This is a genomic window from Streptomyces sp. AK010, from assembly GCF_014207295.1.
GTDB lineage: Bacteria > Actinomycetota > Actinomycetes > Streptomycetales > Streptomycetaceae > Streptomyces > Streptomyces massasporeus.
On record NZ_JACHCX010000008.1, the window covers coordinates 1 to 17,220 of the forward strand.

Sequence of the window (17,220 nt, forward strand, 5' to 3'; positions counted from 1 at the left end):
CGCCGGGCGATGTTCTTCACTCATCGGGGCATCCTCGACGAAATGGGACACTCGCATAAGGCATGTACGGGCCTTGACCTGCATAAACGCCCTCTGAGGGTGCGTCTGGGATGGAACATCGTCGTCCGTCGTCCCTTCGACGTGGGGGTGGGGAGGTGCTTTCCTCACCCGGGGACAGGTGAGGACCCTCCGCCCGCGGCTCGTGGCACGCGCGGGCGGAGGGAGTCGGATCAGCCGTCGAGCCGGACGACCCGGACGGCTCCGGCCGGGACGGCGAGGCGGCCCGTGGCGGATTCACCGGTCAGCAACTCGGTGCCGGCGGCCTCCAGCGGCACCTTGACGTCCGAGCCGGTGTGGTTGACCGCGAACAGGTAGGTGCCCGACGCGCCCGTGCGCCGGACCACTTCGACGTCCCGGGGCAGATCGCGCGGGGCGAGCCGCGTGTCCTCGCCCGCCCGGCCGAGCAGCGCGTCGAGGCCGTCGACGCCGAGCCGGGTGGAGACGTACCAGGCGGTGCCCTCACCGAGACGGTGCCGGGTGACGGCGGGCAGACCGGCGGTGGGACCGTCGGCGTAGGTCAGGACGGTCTCCGCGCCGCGCGGCACCACGAACTCCGTCCACACGTCGGCGGCCAGCTCGGTCCCGTCCGGGCCGGTGACACGCACCCGTTCGCCGGGCAGCAGCGGGGAGAACTCCTCGACGGTGAGGCCGAGGACGTCCCGCAGCGGGCCCGGGTGGGCGCCCTCGTGGACGGCGTCGTGCTCGTCGACGATGCCGGAGAAGTACGAGACGACGAGCGTCCCGCCGTTTGCGACGTACGCCTTCAGGTTGCGCCCGGCCGCCTCCGTCATGAGGTACAGGGCCGGTACGACGACAAGGGGATACCTCGACAAGCCGGCTTCCGGGTGGGCGAAGTCGACGGTGAGGTGGCGGTCGTAGAGGGCCTCGTAGAAGGCGTCGGCGCGCTCGCGGGCCTCGTGGTCGACGCTGGGGCGCCAGTCGAGGTTCTGCGCCCACCAGGAGTGCCAGTCCCACAGCACGGCCACGTCGGCCTCGGTGCGGGTGCCGCGGATCTCGCTCAACGCCTCGACGGACGCGCCGAGTTCGACGACCTCGCGCCACACGCGGGTGTCGGTGCCGCCGTGCGGGACCATCGCCGAGTGGAACTTCTCGGCACCGCGCCGGGACTGGCGCCACTGGAAGAACAGGGCGCCCTCGGAGCCGCGCGCCACATGGGCGAGGGAGTTGCGGGCCATCTGGCCGGGGGCCTTGGCGGGGTTGCGGGGCTGCCAGTTGACACCCGAGGTGGAGTGCTCCAGCAGCAGCCAGGGGGCGCCGCCCGCGACGGAGCGGGTGAGGTCGGCGGCCATCGCCAGGTTGACGTGGGTGCGGCGGCCGTCGGTGATCAGGTAGTGGTCGTTGGTGACCAGGTCGACCTCGCGGCCCCAGGCCCAGTAGTCGACGGAGTCGCACTGGCTCAGCGCCGTCATGAAGTTGGTGGTGACCGGGACGCCCGGCGAGAGGTGGTGCAGGATGTCCCGTTCCATGCGGAAGTTCTCGCGCATGGTGGCGTCGGCGAACCGCTTGTAGTCCAGCGCCTGGGCGGGGTTGACGGCCGCGGGCGTGAGCCGGGGCGGGTTGATGTCCTCGAGGTCACCGTAGCGCTGGCCCCAGAAGGCCGTGCCCCAGGCCTCGTTGACCGCGTCGACCGTGCCGTACGTGGTCGCCAGCCAGCGGCGGAAGTGGGCGGCGCAGGACGCGCAGTAGCAGGCGGAGACGGGGACGCCGTACTCGTTGTGGACGTGCCACATCGCCAGCGCCGGGTGGTCGCCGTAGCGTTCGGCGAGCTGGTGCGTGATGGAGGCCGCGGCCTCGCGGTAGTCGGCGTTGCTGTGGCAGATGGCCGCCCGGGAGCCGAACTCGTACCGCACGCCCTCGGCGGTCACCGGCAGCGCCTCGGGGTGGGCCCGGTAGAACCAGACGGGCGGTACGACGGTGGGGGTGCCGAGGTCGACGCGGATGCCCTGCTCGTGCAGCAGGTCCAGGAGCCGGTCCAGCCAGCCGAAGTCGTGGCGGCCGGGTGAGGGCTCCAGCAGGGCCCAGGAGAAGATCCCGACGCTCACCAGGGTGACGCCGGCCTCCCGCATCAGCCGGACGTCCTCCTGCCAGACGCTCTCCGGCCATTGCTCGGGGTTGTAGTCCCCGCCGAAGGCGAGCCTGGTCAGGCCCCTGGGGGTGGTCTCCGGCATGGATGGTCTCCCGGTAGTCGAAAATTGGGAACGTGCACACACGCCGACGCGGCGCGGAGCCCAACATAACCGCACAGCAACAACCATTGACAAGTGTCCGGGATGTTTCTCTACTGTGAACGCTCACAGAAGCATGGCAGGTCCTCGCAGCAGGCGGGGACCCCAGGTCAGGGGAGAGATCCATGCCGTACACGAAGCGCCGCCGCCTCGTGAGAACCGCCGTCGCCATCGCCCTCGGCGCCACCACCCTCGCCGCCTGCGGCTCGGAATCCGCGGACAGCGAGACCGGGTCGGGGCCGGCCTCGCTGACGTACTGGACCTGGACACCCGGCATGGACAAGGTCGTGGACCTGTGGAACAAGGGGCCGGGCAAGAAGGACCGGATCACCGTCACGGTGAAGAAGCAGGCGTCCGGTGACACGCTGGTCACCAAGATCCTCACCGCGCACAAGGCCGGCAAGGCACCCGACCTGGTGCAGGCCGAGTACCAGGCGCTGCCCACCCTGGTCAGCAACGACGCGCTCGCGGACATCTCGAAGAACGTCGGCGGGGCCGAGGACAAGTTCGCCGGCGGCGTCTGGCAGCAGACCACGCTCGGCACCGACGCGGTCTACGCGGTTCCGCAGGACATCGGGCCGATGATGTTCTACTACCGCGAGGACCTGTTCAAGCAGTACGGCCTGACGGTGCCGACGACCTGGGACGAGTTCGCCGAGACCGCCCGCAAGCTGAAGAAGGCGGCCCCCGGCAAGGACCTCACCACCTTCTCCGCCAACGACTCCGGCCTCTTCGCGGGCCTCGCCCAGCAGGCCGGCGCCAAGTGGTGGACGACCTCCGGCGACCAGTGGAAGGTCTCCATCGACGACGCGGCCACACGGAAGGTCGCGGCGTTCTGGGGCGGCCTGGTGAAGGAGGGTGCCCTCGACAACCAGCCGATGTACACCCCGGCCTGGAACAAGGCGCTCAACACCGGCAAGCAGATCGCCTGGGTCAGCGCCGTGTGGGCACCGGGCACCCTGACCACCGCCGCACCCGACACCAAGGGCAAGTGGGCCATGGCCCCGCTCCCCCAGTGGTCCGCGAGCGAGAACCGCACCGGCAGCTGGGGCGGCTCCTCCACCGCCGTCACCACCGACTCGGGGCACCAGGCGGCCGCCGCGAAGTTCGCCACCTGGCTGAACACCGACAGCGAGGCCCTCAACGCGCTGGCGAAGGAGAGCGGCATCTACCCGGCCGCCACCAACGCCCAGACCAGCGGCGCCTTCCTCAAGCCGCCGGCCTACTTCTCCCACCAGGCCGACTTCTACCGCAAGGCCGCCGACATCGCCGAGACCACCGCGCCCTCCGCCTGGGGCCCGAACGTCAACGTCGCCTACACCACGTTCAAGGACGCCTTCGGCGCCGCCGCGAAGAACAAGTCCGACTTCGGCGCCGCCCTGGACGAGATGCAGGCCGACACCGTCGCCGACATGAAGAAGCAGGGCTTCGAGGTCGCTCCGTGAACAGCACGGCACGCCGGCGGTCGTACGGGGTGGAGGGCGCCCCGTGCGCCCACCCGTCTCCCACCACCACCCTCGAACGAGCGCGAAGCGCCCCCTGTTTCTTCCTCCTCCCAGCCGCTAGCCTCTTCGCCCTGTTCTTCGCCCTGCCCATCGGCTACGCGCTCTGGCTCAGCTTCCGCAAGGTCAAGGTCTCGGGCCTCGGCCTCGGCTCCGGCGCCCGCGGGGAGGTCTGGGCCGGTGTGGAGAACTACACCGACGCCCTCTCCGACAGCGAACTGCTGCACGGCGCCCTGCGGGTGCTCGGCTACGGGTGCATCGTCGTGCCCGTCATGCTCGGCCTCGCCCTGCTGTTCGCGCTGATGCTCGACTCGGAGAAGGTGCGGCTCGCGCCCGTCACCCGACTCGCGATCTTCCTGCCGTACGCCATCCCCGGCGTGGTGGCCGCCCTGCTCTGGGGCTTCCTCTACCTGCCGGACGTCAGCCCCTTCTACTACGTCCTCGACAAGCTCGGGATGCCGCAGCCGGACCTGCTGGACGGCGGGCCGCTGTACCTCGCCCTGTCGAACATCGCGGTGTGGGGCGGCACCGGCTTCAACATGATCGTCATCTACACCTCGCTCCGGGCGATCCCGGCGGAGGTGTACGAGGCCGCCAAGCTGGACGGCGCCACCCCGACGCAGATCGCGCTGCGGATCAAGATCCCGATGGTGGGGCCCTCACTGGTGCTGACCTGCTTCTTCTCGATCATCGCGACGCTCCAGATGTTCAACGAGCCAACCACCCTCAAGCCGCTCACCAACTCCGTTTCCACCACGTGGAGTCCGCTGATGAAGGTGTACCGGGACGCCTTCGGCGAAGGTGACATCCACGGAGCCGCGGCGCAGGCCGTGATCATCGCCTTCGCCACGCTCCTCCTCTCGTTCGGCTTCCTGCGGGCCGTGAACTGTCGCCAGAAGCAGGAGGCCGCCCGATGAGCTCCCTCGCCGTCCCCCAGGCAGAGCCGAGGGCGGACAGCACGCCCGGCACGGCCCAGGACCGCCGCCCACCGCTGCGCCGCCGGATCGCTCTGGTCCCCACGGTCACCCTGCTGCTGGGCGCGCTGTACTGCCTGCTGCCGGTCGCCTGGGTGGTCGTCGCCGCCACCAAGTCCGGGCGTGAGCTGTTCTCCACCTTCACGTTCCTGCCGGGCACCGGCTTCGCCGACAACGTCCGGGACCTGACCGCCTACCGCGACGGCGTCTACTGGCAGTGGATGGCCAACTCCGCCCTGTACGCCGGACTCGGGGCCCTGCTGTCGACATGCGTGTCGGCGGTCAGCGGCTACGCACTCTCGGCCTACCGCTTCCGCGGCCGCGAGACGATCTTCAACGTGCTGCTCGCGGGTGTGCTGATGCCGCCGGTCAGCCTGGCCGTCCCGCAGTACCTGCTGCTCGCGAAGGCCGACCTCACCGACTCCTACCTGTCCGTCCTGCTGCCGCAGATCCTCTTCCCGTACGGCGTCTACCTCGCGCGGATCTACGCCGCCGCCGCGGTGCCCGCCGACGTGATCGAGGCGGGACGCATGGACGGGGCGAGCGAGTGGCGGATCTTCACCCGGATCGCGCTGCCGATGATGATCCCCGGGATGGTGACGGTGTTCCTGTTCCAGTTCGTGGCGATCTGGAACAACTTCCTGCTCCCGTACATCATGCTCGGCGACGACGAGAAGTTCCCGATCACGCTCGGCCTGTTCACGTTGCTGGAGCAGGGCGCCAACACCCCGGCCCTGTACACCCTGGTGATCACCGGAGCCTTCCTCGCGGTGCTGCCGCTGGTCGCCCTCTTCCTGGTCATCCAGCGGTTCTGGAGTCTGGATCTGCTCTCGGGAGCCGTAAAGTCGTGACCGTGAACGCTACGGGAGGCAGGCGCAGGCCGCCCACGATCCATGACGTGGCACGCGAGGCGGGCGTCTCGCGCGGCACCGTCTCGCGCGTGCTGAACGGTGGCCACTACGTCAGTCCGGCCGCCCAGGAGGCGGTCAACGCCGCCATCCGCAGGACGGGTTACGTGGTCAACCGGCACGCCCGGTCCCTGATCACCGGGCGGTCCGACTCGATCGGCTTCCTGCTCACGGAGCCGCAGGAGCGGTTCTTCGAGGACCCCAACTTCAACGTCCTGCTGCGTGGCTGCACCCAGGCGCTGGCCGCGCACGACATCCCGCTGCTGCTGATGCTGGCGGGGACCGAGGACGAACGGCGGCGGATCACGCGGTACATCACGGCCGGGCACGTCGACGGGGTGCTGCTGGTCTCCAGTCACTCCGGTGATCCGGTCGCCGAGCGGTTGCGCGAGGCGGGGGTGCCGCTGGTCGCGTGCGGGAAGCCGATCGGACTGGCCTCCAAGGTGAGTTATGTGGCCGCCGACGACCGGGACGGGGCCCGTGACATGGTGCGTCACCTGCTGTCGCTCGGGCGGCGCCGGGTGGGCACGGTGACCGGTCCGCTGGACACGCCCGGCGGTGTCGAGCGTCTCGCCGGCTACCGGGAGGTGCTCGCGGAAGCGGGCCTGGAGTCCGACGAGCGGCTGGTCGTCTCCGGTGACTACAGCCGGGCGAGCGGCGAGGCGGGTACCGAGCGGCTGCTGGCGCAGGCCCCGGACATCGACGCGGTGTTCGTGGCCTCCGACCTCATGGCGCAGGGCGTGCTCGCGGCCCTGCAGCGGGCCGGGCGGCGGGTGCCGCAGGACGTGGCGGTCGGCGGGTTCGACGACTCTCCGGCGGCCGTGGCATCCAGCCCCGAGCTGACGACGATCCGGCAGCCGTGGGACCGCATCAGCAACGAGATGGTGCGGGTGCTGCTCGCGCAGATCGGCGGCGAGGATCCGGCGGCGGTGATCCTGCCGACGGAGCTGGTGAAGCGGGAGTCGACGTAGGGCCCCGGAGGGGGGTGGGGCCGCGAGACCGTGCTCCAAGAGCCTTCGGGCCGGAGCCGCGAGACCGAACTGCACGAGCCTTCGGGCCGGAGCCGCCAGCCCGTACTGCATGCACGGTCATTGAACCCTGCACCGGTGTTACCGTTCCCCTATGGCGTCGAAAACGGCTGGTGGGCAGCTCGAGGACCGGTGGCGGGACATCCTGTCGGCGCACGCCCGCACGATGTGCGAGATCGACCGGGCGCTGCATCCGCACGGTCTCGGCGCCTCCGACTTCGAGGTGCTGGACATGCTCGCGACCGCGGCGCCCGACGAGGGCGAGCAGTGCCGGGTGCAGAACCTCGTGGGGCGGGTCCATCTCAGTCAGAGCGCGCTGTCGCGGCTGATCGCCCGGCTGGAGAAGGACGGGCTGGTGACGCGCTCCGTCTGCGCGGAGGACCGGCGAGGTGTGTGGGTCGCTCTGACGTCCAGGGGCCGTGACCTGCACGCCGAGGTGCTGCCGCTGCAGCGGGCAGCCCTGTCCCGGACGCTGGGCGGAGAGCCGCCCAGGCCCGGATCGGGTCGGTCGCCCCGCTAGCGCGCCAGCAGGGTGCGGACTCCCTCCGAGGTCAGCGTCAGGCGGTGCTCGGAGCTGCCGTCGATGGTGAGCGACAGGTCGTCGGCCGGCCACTGTGCGGCGAGGGCGCCGAGGGGCACCAGGCGGTAGCGGGAAACGAACGGCAGCAGCCCGGCCATCTCCACCTCGGAGGTGAACACGGGCACCACCGGTTCGCCGCCCGGCTGCTCCAGCACCGGAAGCGCCACCGCCGAGGGGTTGGCGGCGTCGGAATCGTTGGCGTCGTCGGGCACGGGGATGAGCACGTCGCTGTTGGCGAGCGCGTCCAGAGCCGCCGTGTCCTCGGTGTTCTCGGCGAGGACGTCCAAAGCCCGCTGGGCGGGCGTGGGCGTGGGGTCGTTTGCTGGTGTCTCCATGGCAGATTCCCTGGTAGCGGCGGTCGTGCGGCGCGCCCGGGCATGATCCGCCCGGGTGCGGTCCTGCTCGCGTACCCGAACGGGAACGGGGCAACCCTGGTGGATCTCCGGGGTTGGTGGGAGCACGGGGGAGATCTTGTGAGGGCCGGGGTGTCCCCGGGTTCCCGCGAAACGTTGGCGTCTGATGTTACCGGCAACATCAGACGTCTGATCCAGACGTGCGCGACTGTGCCCTCGACTACCCCGGCACGGCCTTCACGGTCGACTTCCCGCCGGCGCCCTCGCTGACGCTGCCGAGCACTCCCGTCAGGCCGGGCGAGCGTGCCGCGCGAGGAGGACATCGACGCGGCGGCGGCCCAGCACCGGGTCGACGTACCGGAGGACCTGCTCCGGGACCCCGCGGGTGTGCTGCTGGGGCTGCGCTGGACGGGGGACCTGGCGCGGGCCTACGCGGGGGACGTCCTGGTCGCCGGCCAGTTCTGCTCGGGGCGGGTCTGGGACATCGGGCTGGACCGGATGCCGGCCGGGGCGCCACTCACGGAGGGGCTTCGGCTGCAGGTGCTGCCGCTGGCCCGGGACGCGCCCGTGCACGTGCCGGGGCGGTCGGGTGACGCCCGGCGGGAGGCGCGTGTACTGGACGCCGCATGGGTGGCCACGCGCCGCTGGAGCGTCCGGACCGGCTGAGACTTCCGGGCACCCGCCCGGCCTATGCTGAGCTCCTGCCGGGCGGGTTCAGCACCGCCGTACCGACATCGAGGATCACCCGCCATGACACCGAGCGCCCCCGACGGTCCCGCTCCCAAGGGCCGCAGCAGGCGCAACTTCGCGGGGGCGCGGCCGGTGATGGCCGACGTGGCCCGGATGGCCGGCGTCTCCAAGCAGACCGTGTCGCGGGTGCTCAACGACCATCCGGCCGTCCGTCCCGAGACGCGCGAGGCGGTCTCGGAGGCCATGCGCACGCTCGGCTAAAGGCCGAGCCGCAGCGCGCGGTCCCTGGCCAGTGGCAGGACCCGGATGCTCGGGGTGATCTCCTTCGACGCCGCCCGGTACGGCCCCGCCTCGATCCTGACGGCGATCAGCACGGCCGCGCAGGAAGCCGGTTACCTCGTCAGCTCCATCGCCCTCGGCACGGCCGACCGCGCCACCGTCGTCGAGGCCGTGAAGCGGCTGTCGGCCGAGGGTGCGGACGGCGTGATCGCGATCGCGCCGCAGCTGTGGGTGGGCCGGGCCCTGGCGGAGACGACCGATCTGGGCACTGACCTGGTGGTGCTGGAGAGCGCGCTCGACGACAGCACTCCCCTGGTCACCGGCGATTCCCGCACCGGTGCCCGCAAGGCCACCGAGCACCTCCTCGCCCTCGGCCACACGACCGTGTGGCGCATGGCCGGCCCGGCCGGCTGGACCTCCGCCGACCACCGGCTGACGAGCTGGCGGGCGACGCTCCGGGCCGCCGGAGCCGCCGTACCGGAGCCTCGTCGGGGACTGGAGCGCCGACTCCGGCTACGACCTGGGCCGCCGGCTGGCCCGGCGACCGGAGGTGACGGCGGTGTTCGCCTTCAACGACCAGATGGCGCTGGGCCTGCTGCACGCCCTGCACGAGTCGGGGCGGTCCGTCCCCGGTGACGTCAGCGTCGTCGGCTACGACGACATCCCCGAGGCGGCGCACTTCCTGCCGCCGCTGACCACCGTCCGCACCGACTTCGCGGAGATCGGCACCCGTTCACTGCGTCTCCTCCTGGACCGGATCGACGGCCCGGGCGAGCGGTCCCGCGCCGACACGCTCGTGCCCGTGGATCTGGTGACGCGGGCCAGCAGCGGACCCCCACCGGTGCGCTGAGGGCGTTCGTCAGCTGCTCTCCCCGGCGGCGGCCCGCTGCCAGGCCCCCTCCCTCAGCAGCCGCAGCCCGTTCAGACCGACCAGGACCGTGGAGCCCTCGTGGCCCGCGACACCCAGCGGCAGCGGCAGGTCACCGGCCAGGTCCCAGACGACCAGTCCGGCGATGAACACCCCGGCGATCACGAGGTTCTGCACGACCAGCCTGCGGGCGCGGCGGGACAGGGCGACGGTGGCGGGGACGGCGGCGAGTTCGTCGCGCACGACGACGGCGTCCGCGGTCTCCAGGGCCAGGTCGGAGCCGGCCCGGCCCATGGCGATCCCGGTGTGCGCGGCGGCCAGGGCGGGCGCGTCGTTGACGCCGTCCCCGACGACCAGCACCTTGCGGCCCGCGCTCTCCAGCTCCCGGACGGCGTCCAGCTTGTCCTGCGGCAACAGCCCGGCGCGCACGTCGTCGATACCCGCCTCGGCGGCGAGGTGTGCGGCGGCCCGGGGGTTGTCGCCGGTGAGGAGCATGGGAGCGCTGCCGGTGAGCCGGGCGAGGGAGGTGACCGTGGCGGCGGCGTCCGGGCGCAGCCGGTCGGCGATGCCGAGCAGTCCGGCGGGGGTGCCGTCGACGACGACCAGGACGGCGGTACGACCGGACTCCTCCAGTTCCGCGGCGGTCCGGGCGAACTCCTCCAGCTTCACGGCCGTGCCGTCGGCGGTCCGGGCGAACTCCTCCAGCTTCACGGCCGTGCCGTCGGCGGCGTCCAGGAGCCGGGCCGGTGCGCCCACGGCGACCGTACGGCCGCCGACGACGGCGGTGACCCCCACACCGGGCGCGGACGTGAAATCCCGCGCTTCGGGCAGGCCGAGGCCGCGCGCGCGGGCCGCGTCCACCACCGCCCGGGCCAGCGGGTGCTCACTGGGCCGCTCGACGGCGGCCGCCAGCGTCAGCAACTCCCCCTCGTCCAGGTGGGATCCGGGCAGCGGCCGGACGTCGGTGACCCGCGGGCTCCCCTCGGTGAGGGTGCCGGTCTTGTCCAGGGCGACCGCGTCCACCTGACCGATCCGCTCCATCACCACGGCCGACTTCACCAGCACGCCGTGCCGCCCGGCGTTGGCGATGGCCGACAGCAGGGGCGGCATGGTGGCCAGCACGACCGCGCACGGCGAGGCGACGATCATGAAGGTCATGGCGCGCAGCAGCGCGTCGGTGAGCTGTGCGCCGAAGGCGAGCGGCACCAGGAAGACGGCCAGGGTGGCGGCCACCATGCCCAGCGAGTAGCGCTGTTCGACCTTCTCGATGAACAGCTGCGTGGGCGCCTTCGTCTCGGACGCCTCCTGCACCATCCGGACGATGCGGGCGATCACCGAGTCGGACGCGTCGCGCTCCACCCGGATCCGGAGTGAGCCGGTGCCGTTGAGGGTGCCCGCGAAGACCTCGTCGCCCCGCTCCTTCGGCACGGGCAGCGGCTCGCCGGTGATGGTCGCCTGGTCCACCTCGCTCGCCCCGTCCAGCACCCGGCCGTCGGCGCCGACGCGCTCCCCGGGGCGTACGAGCACGAGGTCGCCGACCGTCAGATCCTCCACGACCACGGCCTGTTCACCGCCGTCGGGACCCAGGCGGGTGGCCGTGACGGGGGCCAGGTCGAGCAGCCCCCGGACGGAGTCGGCGGTGCGGGCCGTGGCCAGTGCCTCCAGCGCGCCGGAGGTGGCGAAGATGACGATGAGCAGCGCGCCGTCCATGACCTGACCGATCGCGGCGGCACCCAGCGCGGCGACGACCATCAGCAGGTCGACGTCGAGCGTGCGGTCCTTGAGCGCCTTGAGCCCCTCCCACCCCGGCTCCCAGCCGCCCGTGACGTACGACAGGGCGTACAGCGGTCCCCATGTCCAGGCCGGGGCGCCGGTCAGCTGCAAGGGCAGCGCGAGCAGGAAGAGGACGCTGGCCGCCGCGGCCCAGCGCGCCTCGGGGAGGGCGAGGACACGGGTGCGCCGCCGGGGCGGGGCCCCGGGACGCTCGGGCTGCTGCCGTTCGACCGGCTGACGCGTGAGCGTGGAGGTCATCAGGGTCCTTCAGACGGGGGCGCGTTCACCCCCACCATACAGGAACACATGAAGACTCATTCATGCCTTCATATGAAGGTTCCGCTTCACCGCACAGGCACGGCCACGTACTGGTACTCCAGGAACTCGTCGATCCCGACCCGGCCGCCCTCGCGTCCGAGCCCGGACTGCTTGACCCCGCCGAAGGGGGCCGCCGGGTTGGAGACCAGGCCCGTGTTGAGGCCGACCATGCCGACCTCCAGACCTTCACTGACGCGCAGGCCCCGGTCCAGCCCCTGGGTGAAGACGTAACCGACCAGTCCCCAGGGTGTGTCGTTGGCGCGGCGCAGGACCTCGTCCTCGTCGTCGAAGGTGAGGATCGCGGCGACCGGGCCGAAGATCTCCGTGTCCATCAGACGGCTCGCGGGGTCGACGCCGGCCAGCACGGTCGGCGGATAGAAGTTGCCCGGCCCTTCAGGCCTCCGACCGCCCACGAGCACCTCGGCGCCGCGCTCCACCGCGTCGGCGACGAGCTCCTCCACCTTGGCGCGTCCGGTGGCGTCGATCAGCGGACCGACGTCCACGCCGCTGCGGGTGCCGGGCCCCACCACCAGCGCACCCATCCGCTCGGCGAGCCGCCGCCCGAACTCGTCGGCCACCGAGCGGTGGACGAAGAACCGGTTGGCCGCTGTGCAGGCCTCGCCCATGTTGCGCATCTTGGCGACCATCGCGGCGTCCACGGCCACGTCCAGGTCGGCGTCGTCGAAGACGATGAACGGGGCGTTGCCGCCCAGCTCCATCGAGGTGCGTACGACGGTGTCGGCGCACTGCGCGAGGAGCAGCCTGCCGACGGCGGTGGAGCCGGTGAAGGACAGCTTGCGGATCCGGCCGCCGCGCAGCAGCGGCTCGCACACCTCACCGGCGCGGGAGGTGGTGACGATGTTCAGCACCCCGTCCGGCAGGCCCGCCTCCTTGAGGATCCCGGCCAGCGCGAGGCTGGACAGCGGGGTCTGGGGGGCCGGCTTGAGGATCATCGTGCAGCCGGCCGCGATCGCCGGGCCGATCTTGCGGGTGCCCATGGCCAGCGGGAAGTTCCACGGCGTGATCAGCAGGCAGGGGCCGACCGGACGACGGGAGAGCAGCATGCGGTTGCGGCCGTCGGGCAGCAGCCCGCAGCCGCCGTCGATCCGCACGGCCTCCTCGGAGAACCAGCGGAAGAACTCCGCCGCGTAGGCCACCTCGCCCCGGGCCTCGGCGAGCGGCTTGCCCATCTCCGAGGTCATCAGATGGGCCAGCTCGTCGGTGCGCTCCAGGATGATCTCGTGCGCGCGGCGCAGGATCTCGCTGCGTGCCCGGGGCGCGGTGCGGGCCCAGTCCGCCTGGGCCTGGACGGCCGCCTCCTCCGCGAGCCGGGCGTCCTTGGGGCCGGCGTCGGCGACGTGGCAGAGGATCTCGCCGGTGGCGGGGTCGTCGACGGGCATGGTGGCACCGTCCGCGGCGTCCACCCAGGCACCGCCGATGAACAACTGAGTCAGTACCTCGGTCATGTCGTCTCTCCTGGTTGATCGGCGGCGGGGTCGAGGAGTTCGGCGAGGTGCAGGGCGCGGATGTCCTGGTCGCCGGCGAGGTGGTCGATCTGGGTGGCGCAGCTGAAGCCGTCGGCGACGACGGGGCGTCCGTCCAGCCGGTCCAGCCGGGGCTTGAGGGCGAGGTCGGCGACGGCGATGGAGGTGTCGTAGTGCTCGGCTTCGAAGCCGAAGTTGCCGGCCAGTCCGCAGCAGCCCTCGGCCTCGTCGACCGCGCGTACGCCCAGGCGGCGCAGGAGATCGGCGGGGCGGCGGCCCTTGAACGTGGCGTACTCGTGACAGTGGGTCTGCAGCACGACGTTCTCGGGCAGGGGCGGCGGGGTCCAGCTCTCGTCGGCGAGGTCGGTCAGTGCCCCGGTGAAGGTCTGCACGCGGTCGGCTACGCGCCGGGCGGCCTCGGTGCCGAGGAGTTCGGGTACGTCGCGTTTGAGGGCGGCGGCGCAGCTGGGTTCGGCGACCACGACGGGCCGGTCGTCGCCGTTGTCGAGGGCGGCGACGGTGCGGGCCATGACTTTTCGTGCCGTGTCCAGTTGGCCGGTGCTGACCCAGGTCAGTCCGCAGCACAGGCCGTCCTGGGGGGTGCAGGGGATGCCGGCGTCGGCGAGCACCCGGCTCGCCGCTCCCGCGACCTTCGGGCGGAAGGCGCGGGTGAAGCTGTCGACGAAGAGGATCGCCTTGGCGGGCCCTGCGGGCTGTGCCGCGCGCAGGGTCGTGCGCAGGGCGCGGCGGGAGGCGAAGGCGGGGATTTCGCGTTCGGTGGTGACGCCGCCCAGGCGGGCCAGGAGCCTGCCGAGCGGGCCGCGCAGCAGGGCGTTGACCGGCCGGGCGGCGTATCCCGCGAGCGCCGATGTCCTCGGTAGCCAGCCCAGGGAGTAGTGGGAGCGGGGGCGCAGGCGGCCGCGGTAGTGCTGGTGGAGGAACTCCGCCTTGTAGGTGGCCATGTCGACGCCGACCGGGCAGTCGCTGGAGCAGGCCTTGCACGACAGACACAGGTCGAGGGCGTCGCGCACCTCGGTGGAGCGCCAGCCGTCGGTGACGGCCTCGCCGCGGACCATCTCCTGGAGCATGCGGGCCCGGCCTCGGGTGGAGTCGTTCTCCTCACCCGTGGCCCGGTAGCTGGGGCACATCACCCCGCCGGACTCACTGCGGCAACGCCCGACCCCGACGCAGCGGCGCACGGCACCGGCGAAACCGTCCTCGTCGTGCGGGAAGCCGAACGTCGTGTCCACCAAGGGCAACTCACGCAGCGCGAGATCGGCGTCGGACGGGGCCGGATCGACGATCACACCGGGATTGAGCAGCCCGTCCGGGTCGAAGACCTGCTTGAATGCGGCAAACGCGGCGATCATTCGGTGGCTGTACATCACCTCCAGCAGCTCACTGCGCGCACGCCCGTCACCATGCTCACCCGACAGGGAGCCGCCGTGCTCGACGACCAGAGCGGCGGCCTCGGCGAGGAAGCGTCGCATGACCTCCCGGCCGGTGCCGGTGGTCATGTCGAAGTCGATCCGTACGTGCACACACCCTGCGCCGAAGTGCCCGTACAGCACCCCCGTCAGCTGGTGGGAGGCGAGCAGTTTGCGGAATCCGCGCAGGTAGGCGGCCAGGTCCTCGGGGGCGACGGCGGCGTCCTCCCAGCCCGGCCAGGACTCCTTGCCGTCGACGAGCCGGGCGGCGAGCCCGGCGCCGTCCTCACGCACCCGCCACAACGACCGCCGCTCCGCCGGGCTCTGCACGACCCGGCCGCCGGTCAGCCGTCCCAGGTTTTTCAGCAGGCCGAGCAGCTCGGCGGCCCGGGCGTTCACCTCGGCCTGGTCGTCGCCTTCGAGCTCGACGTACAGCCAGGCGCGGCCCTCGGGCAGGCCGGTGACGGAATCGGGGCCGCGGCGGGCGCGCATGGTGGCGACGATCGCCTCGTCCATGCCCTCCACCGCACTCGGCGAGAAGCGCAGGATCTCCGGTACGTCCTCGGCCGCCGCGACCACGTCGTCGTAGCCGAGCGTGAGGAGGGCGGATGCCTGTGCGGTCGCCACCAGGCGGACCGTCGCTGCGGTGACGACCGCACAGGAGCCTTCGGAGCCCACCAGGGCACGGGCCAGGTCGAAGCCGTTCTCCGGCAGGAGGTGGTGGAGCTGGTAGCCGGAGACCTGCCGAGGGATGCGGCCCAGCTCGGTCCGGATCGGTGCCAGATTCTGCTCGATCAGGCGCTTGAGGCCGGATTCGAGCCGGGCCACGACACCGGCGTCGGACGGATCGACCGGATGCAGCCCGCGGTGGTCGGCCACGGCCCGCACGCCGTCGGCCGTCACGATCTCCAGCGCCTCGACATGCCCACTGGTCCGCCCGTCGCGCACCGACCGGTTCCCGCACGCGTCATTGCCGATCATGCCGCCGAGGGTGCAGCGGCTGTGCGACGACGGGTCCGGGCCGAAGTCCAGCCCGTGCAGCGCGGTCGCACTGCGCAGCGCGTCCAGCACCACCCCCGCCTCGACCCGCGCCGTACGCGCCTCGACGTCGATGTCCAGGATCCGGTTCATGTACCGGGAGAAGTCCAGCACCACACCCGGCCCGACGGCGTTGCCCGCCATGCTCGTGCCGCCGCCCCGGGCGGTGACCGGTACCCCCGCCTCACGGCAGGCCCGCAGCACACCGACCACGTCGTCGGCGGAACGCGGGAAGGCCACCGCCCTCGGCGGCACACGGTAGTTGGAGGCGTCGTAGGCGTAGGGGCCGGTGGCCCCCGGGCCAATCTCCACCCGCAGACCGGGCGCGAGCTCGGCGACACGGGCCACGAGACCCGCCAGGTCGCGGGTGGCGGTGGTCATCGGCCCGACGCTCCCGAGGTTCCGGCTTCGACGGCGTTCGCCCAGGCCTGGAGGCCCTCGTCGACGCCCGTCTCGTCGATCACGAGCGCCGGGATCATGCGGACGACCTGGTTCCAGGCGCCGCACAGCAGCAGGAGCAGGCCCTCGTCGATGGCGGCGCGCTGGACGCGGGCGGCGGTCTCCGGGTCGGGGCCGCCGTCCTCGGTGACGAACTCGGTGGCGAGCATGAGGCCGAGGCCGCGGACGTCACCGATGCCCGGGGTCCGGTCGGCGACGGCTTCCAGGCCCTGACGGAGCCGCTTGCCCATCGCCTCGGCGTTCTCCACGAGCTTCTCGTCGCGTACGACGTCCAGCGTCGCGCAGGCGGCGGCGCAGGCGACGGCGTTGGCGCCGTACGTGCCGCCCTGCGAGCCGGGCCATGCCTTGGTCATCAGTTCCTCGGAGGCGGCGATGCCGGAGAGGGGGAAGCCGCTGGCCAGGCCCTTGGCGGTGACGAGGATGTCGGGGGTGACGCCGAAATGGTCGTGGCCCCAGAAGCGGCCGGTGCGGCCGACGCCGGTCTGCACCTCGTCGAGGATCAGGAGGAAGCCGTGCCGGTCCGCCCGCTCGCGCAGGCCTTCCAGGAAGGCGCGGTTCGCGGGGACGTAGCCGCCCTCACCGAGGACCGGCTCGACGATGATCGCTGCCGTGTCGGCGGGCGAGGAGATCGTCTGGAGGGTGTAGTCGAGTTCCTTCAGGGCGAAGCGGGTGGCGCTCTCCTCGTCCCAGCCGTAGCGGTAGGCGGTCGGGAAGGGGGTGACGACCACGCCGCTCATCAGCGGGGAGAACCCGGAGCGGAAGCGGATGCCGGAGGTGGTCATGGAGGCGGCGGCGACCGTACGGCCGTGGAAGCCGCCGTGACAGACGATGACGTTCGGCCGGCCGGTCGCCTGGCGGGCCAGCCGCAGTGCCGACTCGACGGCCTCGCTGCCGGAGTTGGTGAAGAACAGGCTGTCCAGGCCGGCCGGCAGCACCTCGCCCAGCTTGTCGACGAGGCGGCGCAGCGGCTGGTGCATCACGGTCGTGTACTGGCCGTGGATCAGCGTGCCCACCTGCTCCTGCGCCGCCGCCACGACCTTGGGGTGGCAGTGCCCGGTGCTGGTGACGCCGATGCCGGCGGTGAAGTCGAGGTAGCGGCGGCCGTCCTCACCGTAGAGGTGGACGCCCTCGCCCCGGGCCGCCACGACGGGCGTGGCCTGGCGAAGGTGCGGCGACAGTGCGGTCATGGTGTCTCCCGGCCGTACGACGAGGTGTGGTTGCTTGGCTGAGCTC

At 72.0% G+C, this 17,220-nt stretch carries 12 protein-coding genes and 1 pseudogene; 7 read left to right on the forward strand and 6 right to left on the reverse strand.

Annotated features, from left to right (window positions below):
• Window positions 1-230: 230 nt before the first annotated feature.
• Entirely contained in the window at window positions 231-2,249 is a 2,019-nt protein-coding gene (locus HDC93_RS17070; RefSeq protein WP_185011724.1) for a beta-galactosidase, read from the reverse strand.
• Between the two features lie 182 nt (window positions 2,250-2,431).
• On the opposite strand from HDC93_RS17070, the gene HDC93_RS17075 reads away from it, so the two are divergent.
• The 5 genes from HDC93_RS17075 to HDC93_RS17095 all read left to right on the forward strand — a co-directional run bounded on the left by HDC93_RS17075 (window position 2,432) and on the right by HDC93_RS17095 (window position 7,238).
• Window positions 2,432-3,751, forward strand: coding sequence for an ABC transporter substrate-binding protein (locus HDC93_RS17075; RefSeq protein ID WP_185011726.1), 1,320 nt, complete (start codon window positions 2,432-2,434; stop codon window positions 3,749-3,751).
• Entirely contained in the window at window positions 3,748-4,725 is a 978-nt protein-coding gene (locus tag HDC93_RS17080) for a carbohydrate ABC transporter permease (RefSeq protein WP_185011728.1), read from the forward strand. The genes HDC93_RS17075 and HDC93_RS17080 overlap by 4 nt, the downstream gene beginning before the upstream one ends.
• Window positions 4,722-5,633 carry a carbohydrate ABC transporter permease gene (locus HDC93_RS17085; RefSeq protein ID WP_185011730.1) on the forward strand — a complete coding sequence of 304 codons (912 nt, stop codon included), beginning with the start codon at window positions 4,722-4,724 and terminating at the stop codon, window positions 5,631-5,633. The genes HDC93_RS17080 and HDC93_RS17085 overlap by 4 nt, the downstream gene beginning before the upstream one ends.
• Entirely contained in the window at window positions 5,630-6,661 is a 1,032-nt protein-coding gene (locus HDC93_RS17090) for a LacI family DNA-binding transcriptional regulator (RefSeq protein WP_185011732.1), read from the forward strand. Before HDC93_RS17085 ends, HDC93_RS17090 begins: the two co-directional genes overlap by 4 nt.
• 151 nt (window positions 6,662-6,812) lie before the next feature.
• The gene (locus HDC93_RS17095) at window positions 6,813-7,238 is read left to right on the forward strand and encodes a MarR family winged helix-turn-helix transcriptional regulator (protein WP_185011734.1); all 426 of its coding nucleotides are present in this window, start codon (window positions 6,813-6,815) and stop codon (window positions 7,236-7,238) included.
• On the opposite strand, the gene HDC93_RS17100 is transcribed toward HDC93_RS17095, so the two are convergent.
• Window positions 7,235-7,633: an SseB family protein gene (locus HDC93_RS17100; protein WP_030844525.1), complete on the reverse strand. Its 399-nt coding sequence runs from the start codon at window positions 7,631-7,633 to the stop codon at window positions 7,235-7,237. The genes HDC93_RS17095 and HDC93_RS17100 overlap by 4 nt on opposite strands.
• A gap of 321 nt (window positions 7,634-7,954) precedes the next feature.
• On the opposite strand from HDC93_RS17100, the gene HDC93_RS17105 reads away from it, so the two are divergent.
• The gene (locus tag HDC93_RS17105; RefSeq protein ID WP_185011736.1) at window positions 7,955-8,317 is read left to right on the forward strand and encodes a hypothetical protein; all 363 of its coding nucleotides are present in this window, start codon (window positions 7,955-7,957) and stop codon (window positions 8,315-8,317) included.
• 84 nt (window positions 8,318-8,401) lie between these two features.
• Window positions 8,402-9,470 (forward strand): annotated as a pseudogene (locus HDC93_RS17110) (LacI family DNA-binding transcriptional regulator).
• Window positions 9,471-9,479: 9 nt separating this feature from the next.
• Here HDC93_RS17110 and HDC93_RS17115 read toward each other — a convergent pair.
• From HDC93_RS17115 to HDC93_RS17130, 4 genes are all read right to left on the reverse strand, one after another.
• On the reverse strand, window positions 9,480-11,519 hold the full coding sequence (locus HDC93_RS17115) for a heavy metal translocating P-type ATPase (protein WP_185011738.1): 2,040 nt from the start codon (window positions 11,517-11,519) through the stop codon (window positions 9,480-9,482).
• 86 nt (window positions 11,520-11,605) lie between these two features.
• Window positions 11,606-13,045, reverse strand: a complete 1,440-nt coding sequence (locus HDC93_RS17120; RefSeq protein WP_185011740.1) for an NAD-dependent succinate-semialdehyde dehydrogenase — start codon at window positions 13,043-13,045, stop codon at window positions 11,606-11,608.
• Complete coding sequence (locus HDC93_RS17125; protein WP_185011742.1) at window positions 13,042-15,909, reverse strand: FAD-binding and (Fe-S)-binding domain-containing protein; 2,868 nt, start codon at window positions 15,907-15,909, stop codon at window positions 13,042-13,044. The genes HDC93_RS17120 and HDC93_RS17125 overlap by 4 nt, the downstream gene beginning before the upstream one ends.
• Window positions 15,906-17,174 (reverse strand): aspartate aminotransferase family protein, encoded by a 1,269-nt coding sequence (locus tag HDC93_RS17130; protein ID WP_185011744.1) that lies wholly within the window; start codon window positions 17,172-17,174, stop codon window positions 15,906-15,908. The genes HDC93_RS17125 and HDC93_RS17130 overlap by 4 nt, the downstream gene beginning before the upstream one ends.
• Window positions 17,175-17,220: the final 46 nt, after the last annotated feature.

Coding starts and splice junctions, on each gene's coding strand:
- HDC93_RS17085 (WP_185011730.1), top strand. CDS start 4,722: ATGAGCTCCCTCGCCGTCCCCCAGGCAGAGCCGAGGGCGGACAGCACG.
- HDC93_RS17115 (WP_185011738.1), bottom strand. CDS start 11,519: ATGACCTCCACGCTCACGCGTCAGCCGGTCGAACGGCAGCAGCCCGAG.
- HDC93_RS17075 (WP_185011726.1), top strand. CDS start 2,432: ATGCCGTACACGAAGCGCCGCCGCCTCGTGAGAACCGCCGTCGCCATC.
- HDC93_RS17100 (WP_030844525.1), bottom strand. CDS start 7,633: ATGGAGACACCAGCAAACGACCCCACGCCCACGCCCGCCCAGCGGGCT.
- HDC93_RS17120 (WP_185011740.1), bottom strand. CDS start 13,045: ATGACCGAGGTACTGACTCAGTTGTTCATCGGCGGTGCCTGGGTGGAC.
- HDC93_RS17130 (WP_185011744.1), bottom strand. CDS start 17,174: ATGACCGCACTGTCGCCGCACCTTCGCCAGGCCACGCCCGTCGTGGCG.
- HDC93_RS17125 (WP_185011742.1), bottom strand. CDS start 15,909: ATGACCACCGCCACCCGCGACCTGGCGGGTCTCGTGGCCCGTGTCGCC.
- HDC93_RS17070 (WP_185011724.1), bottom strand. CDS start 2,249: ATGCCGGAGACCACCCCCAGGGGCCTGACCAGGCTCGCCTTCGGCGGG.
- HDC93_RS17095 (WP_185011734.1), top strand. CDS start 6,813: ATGGCGTCGAAAACGGCTGGTGGGCAGCTCGAGGACCGGTGGCGGGAC.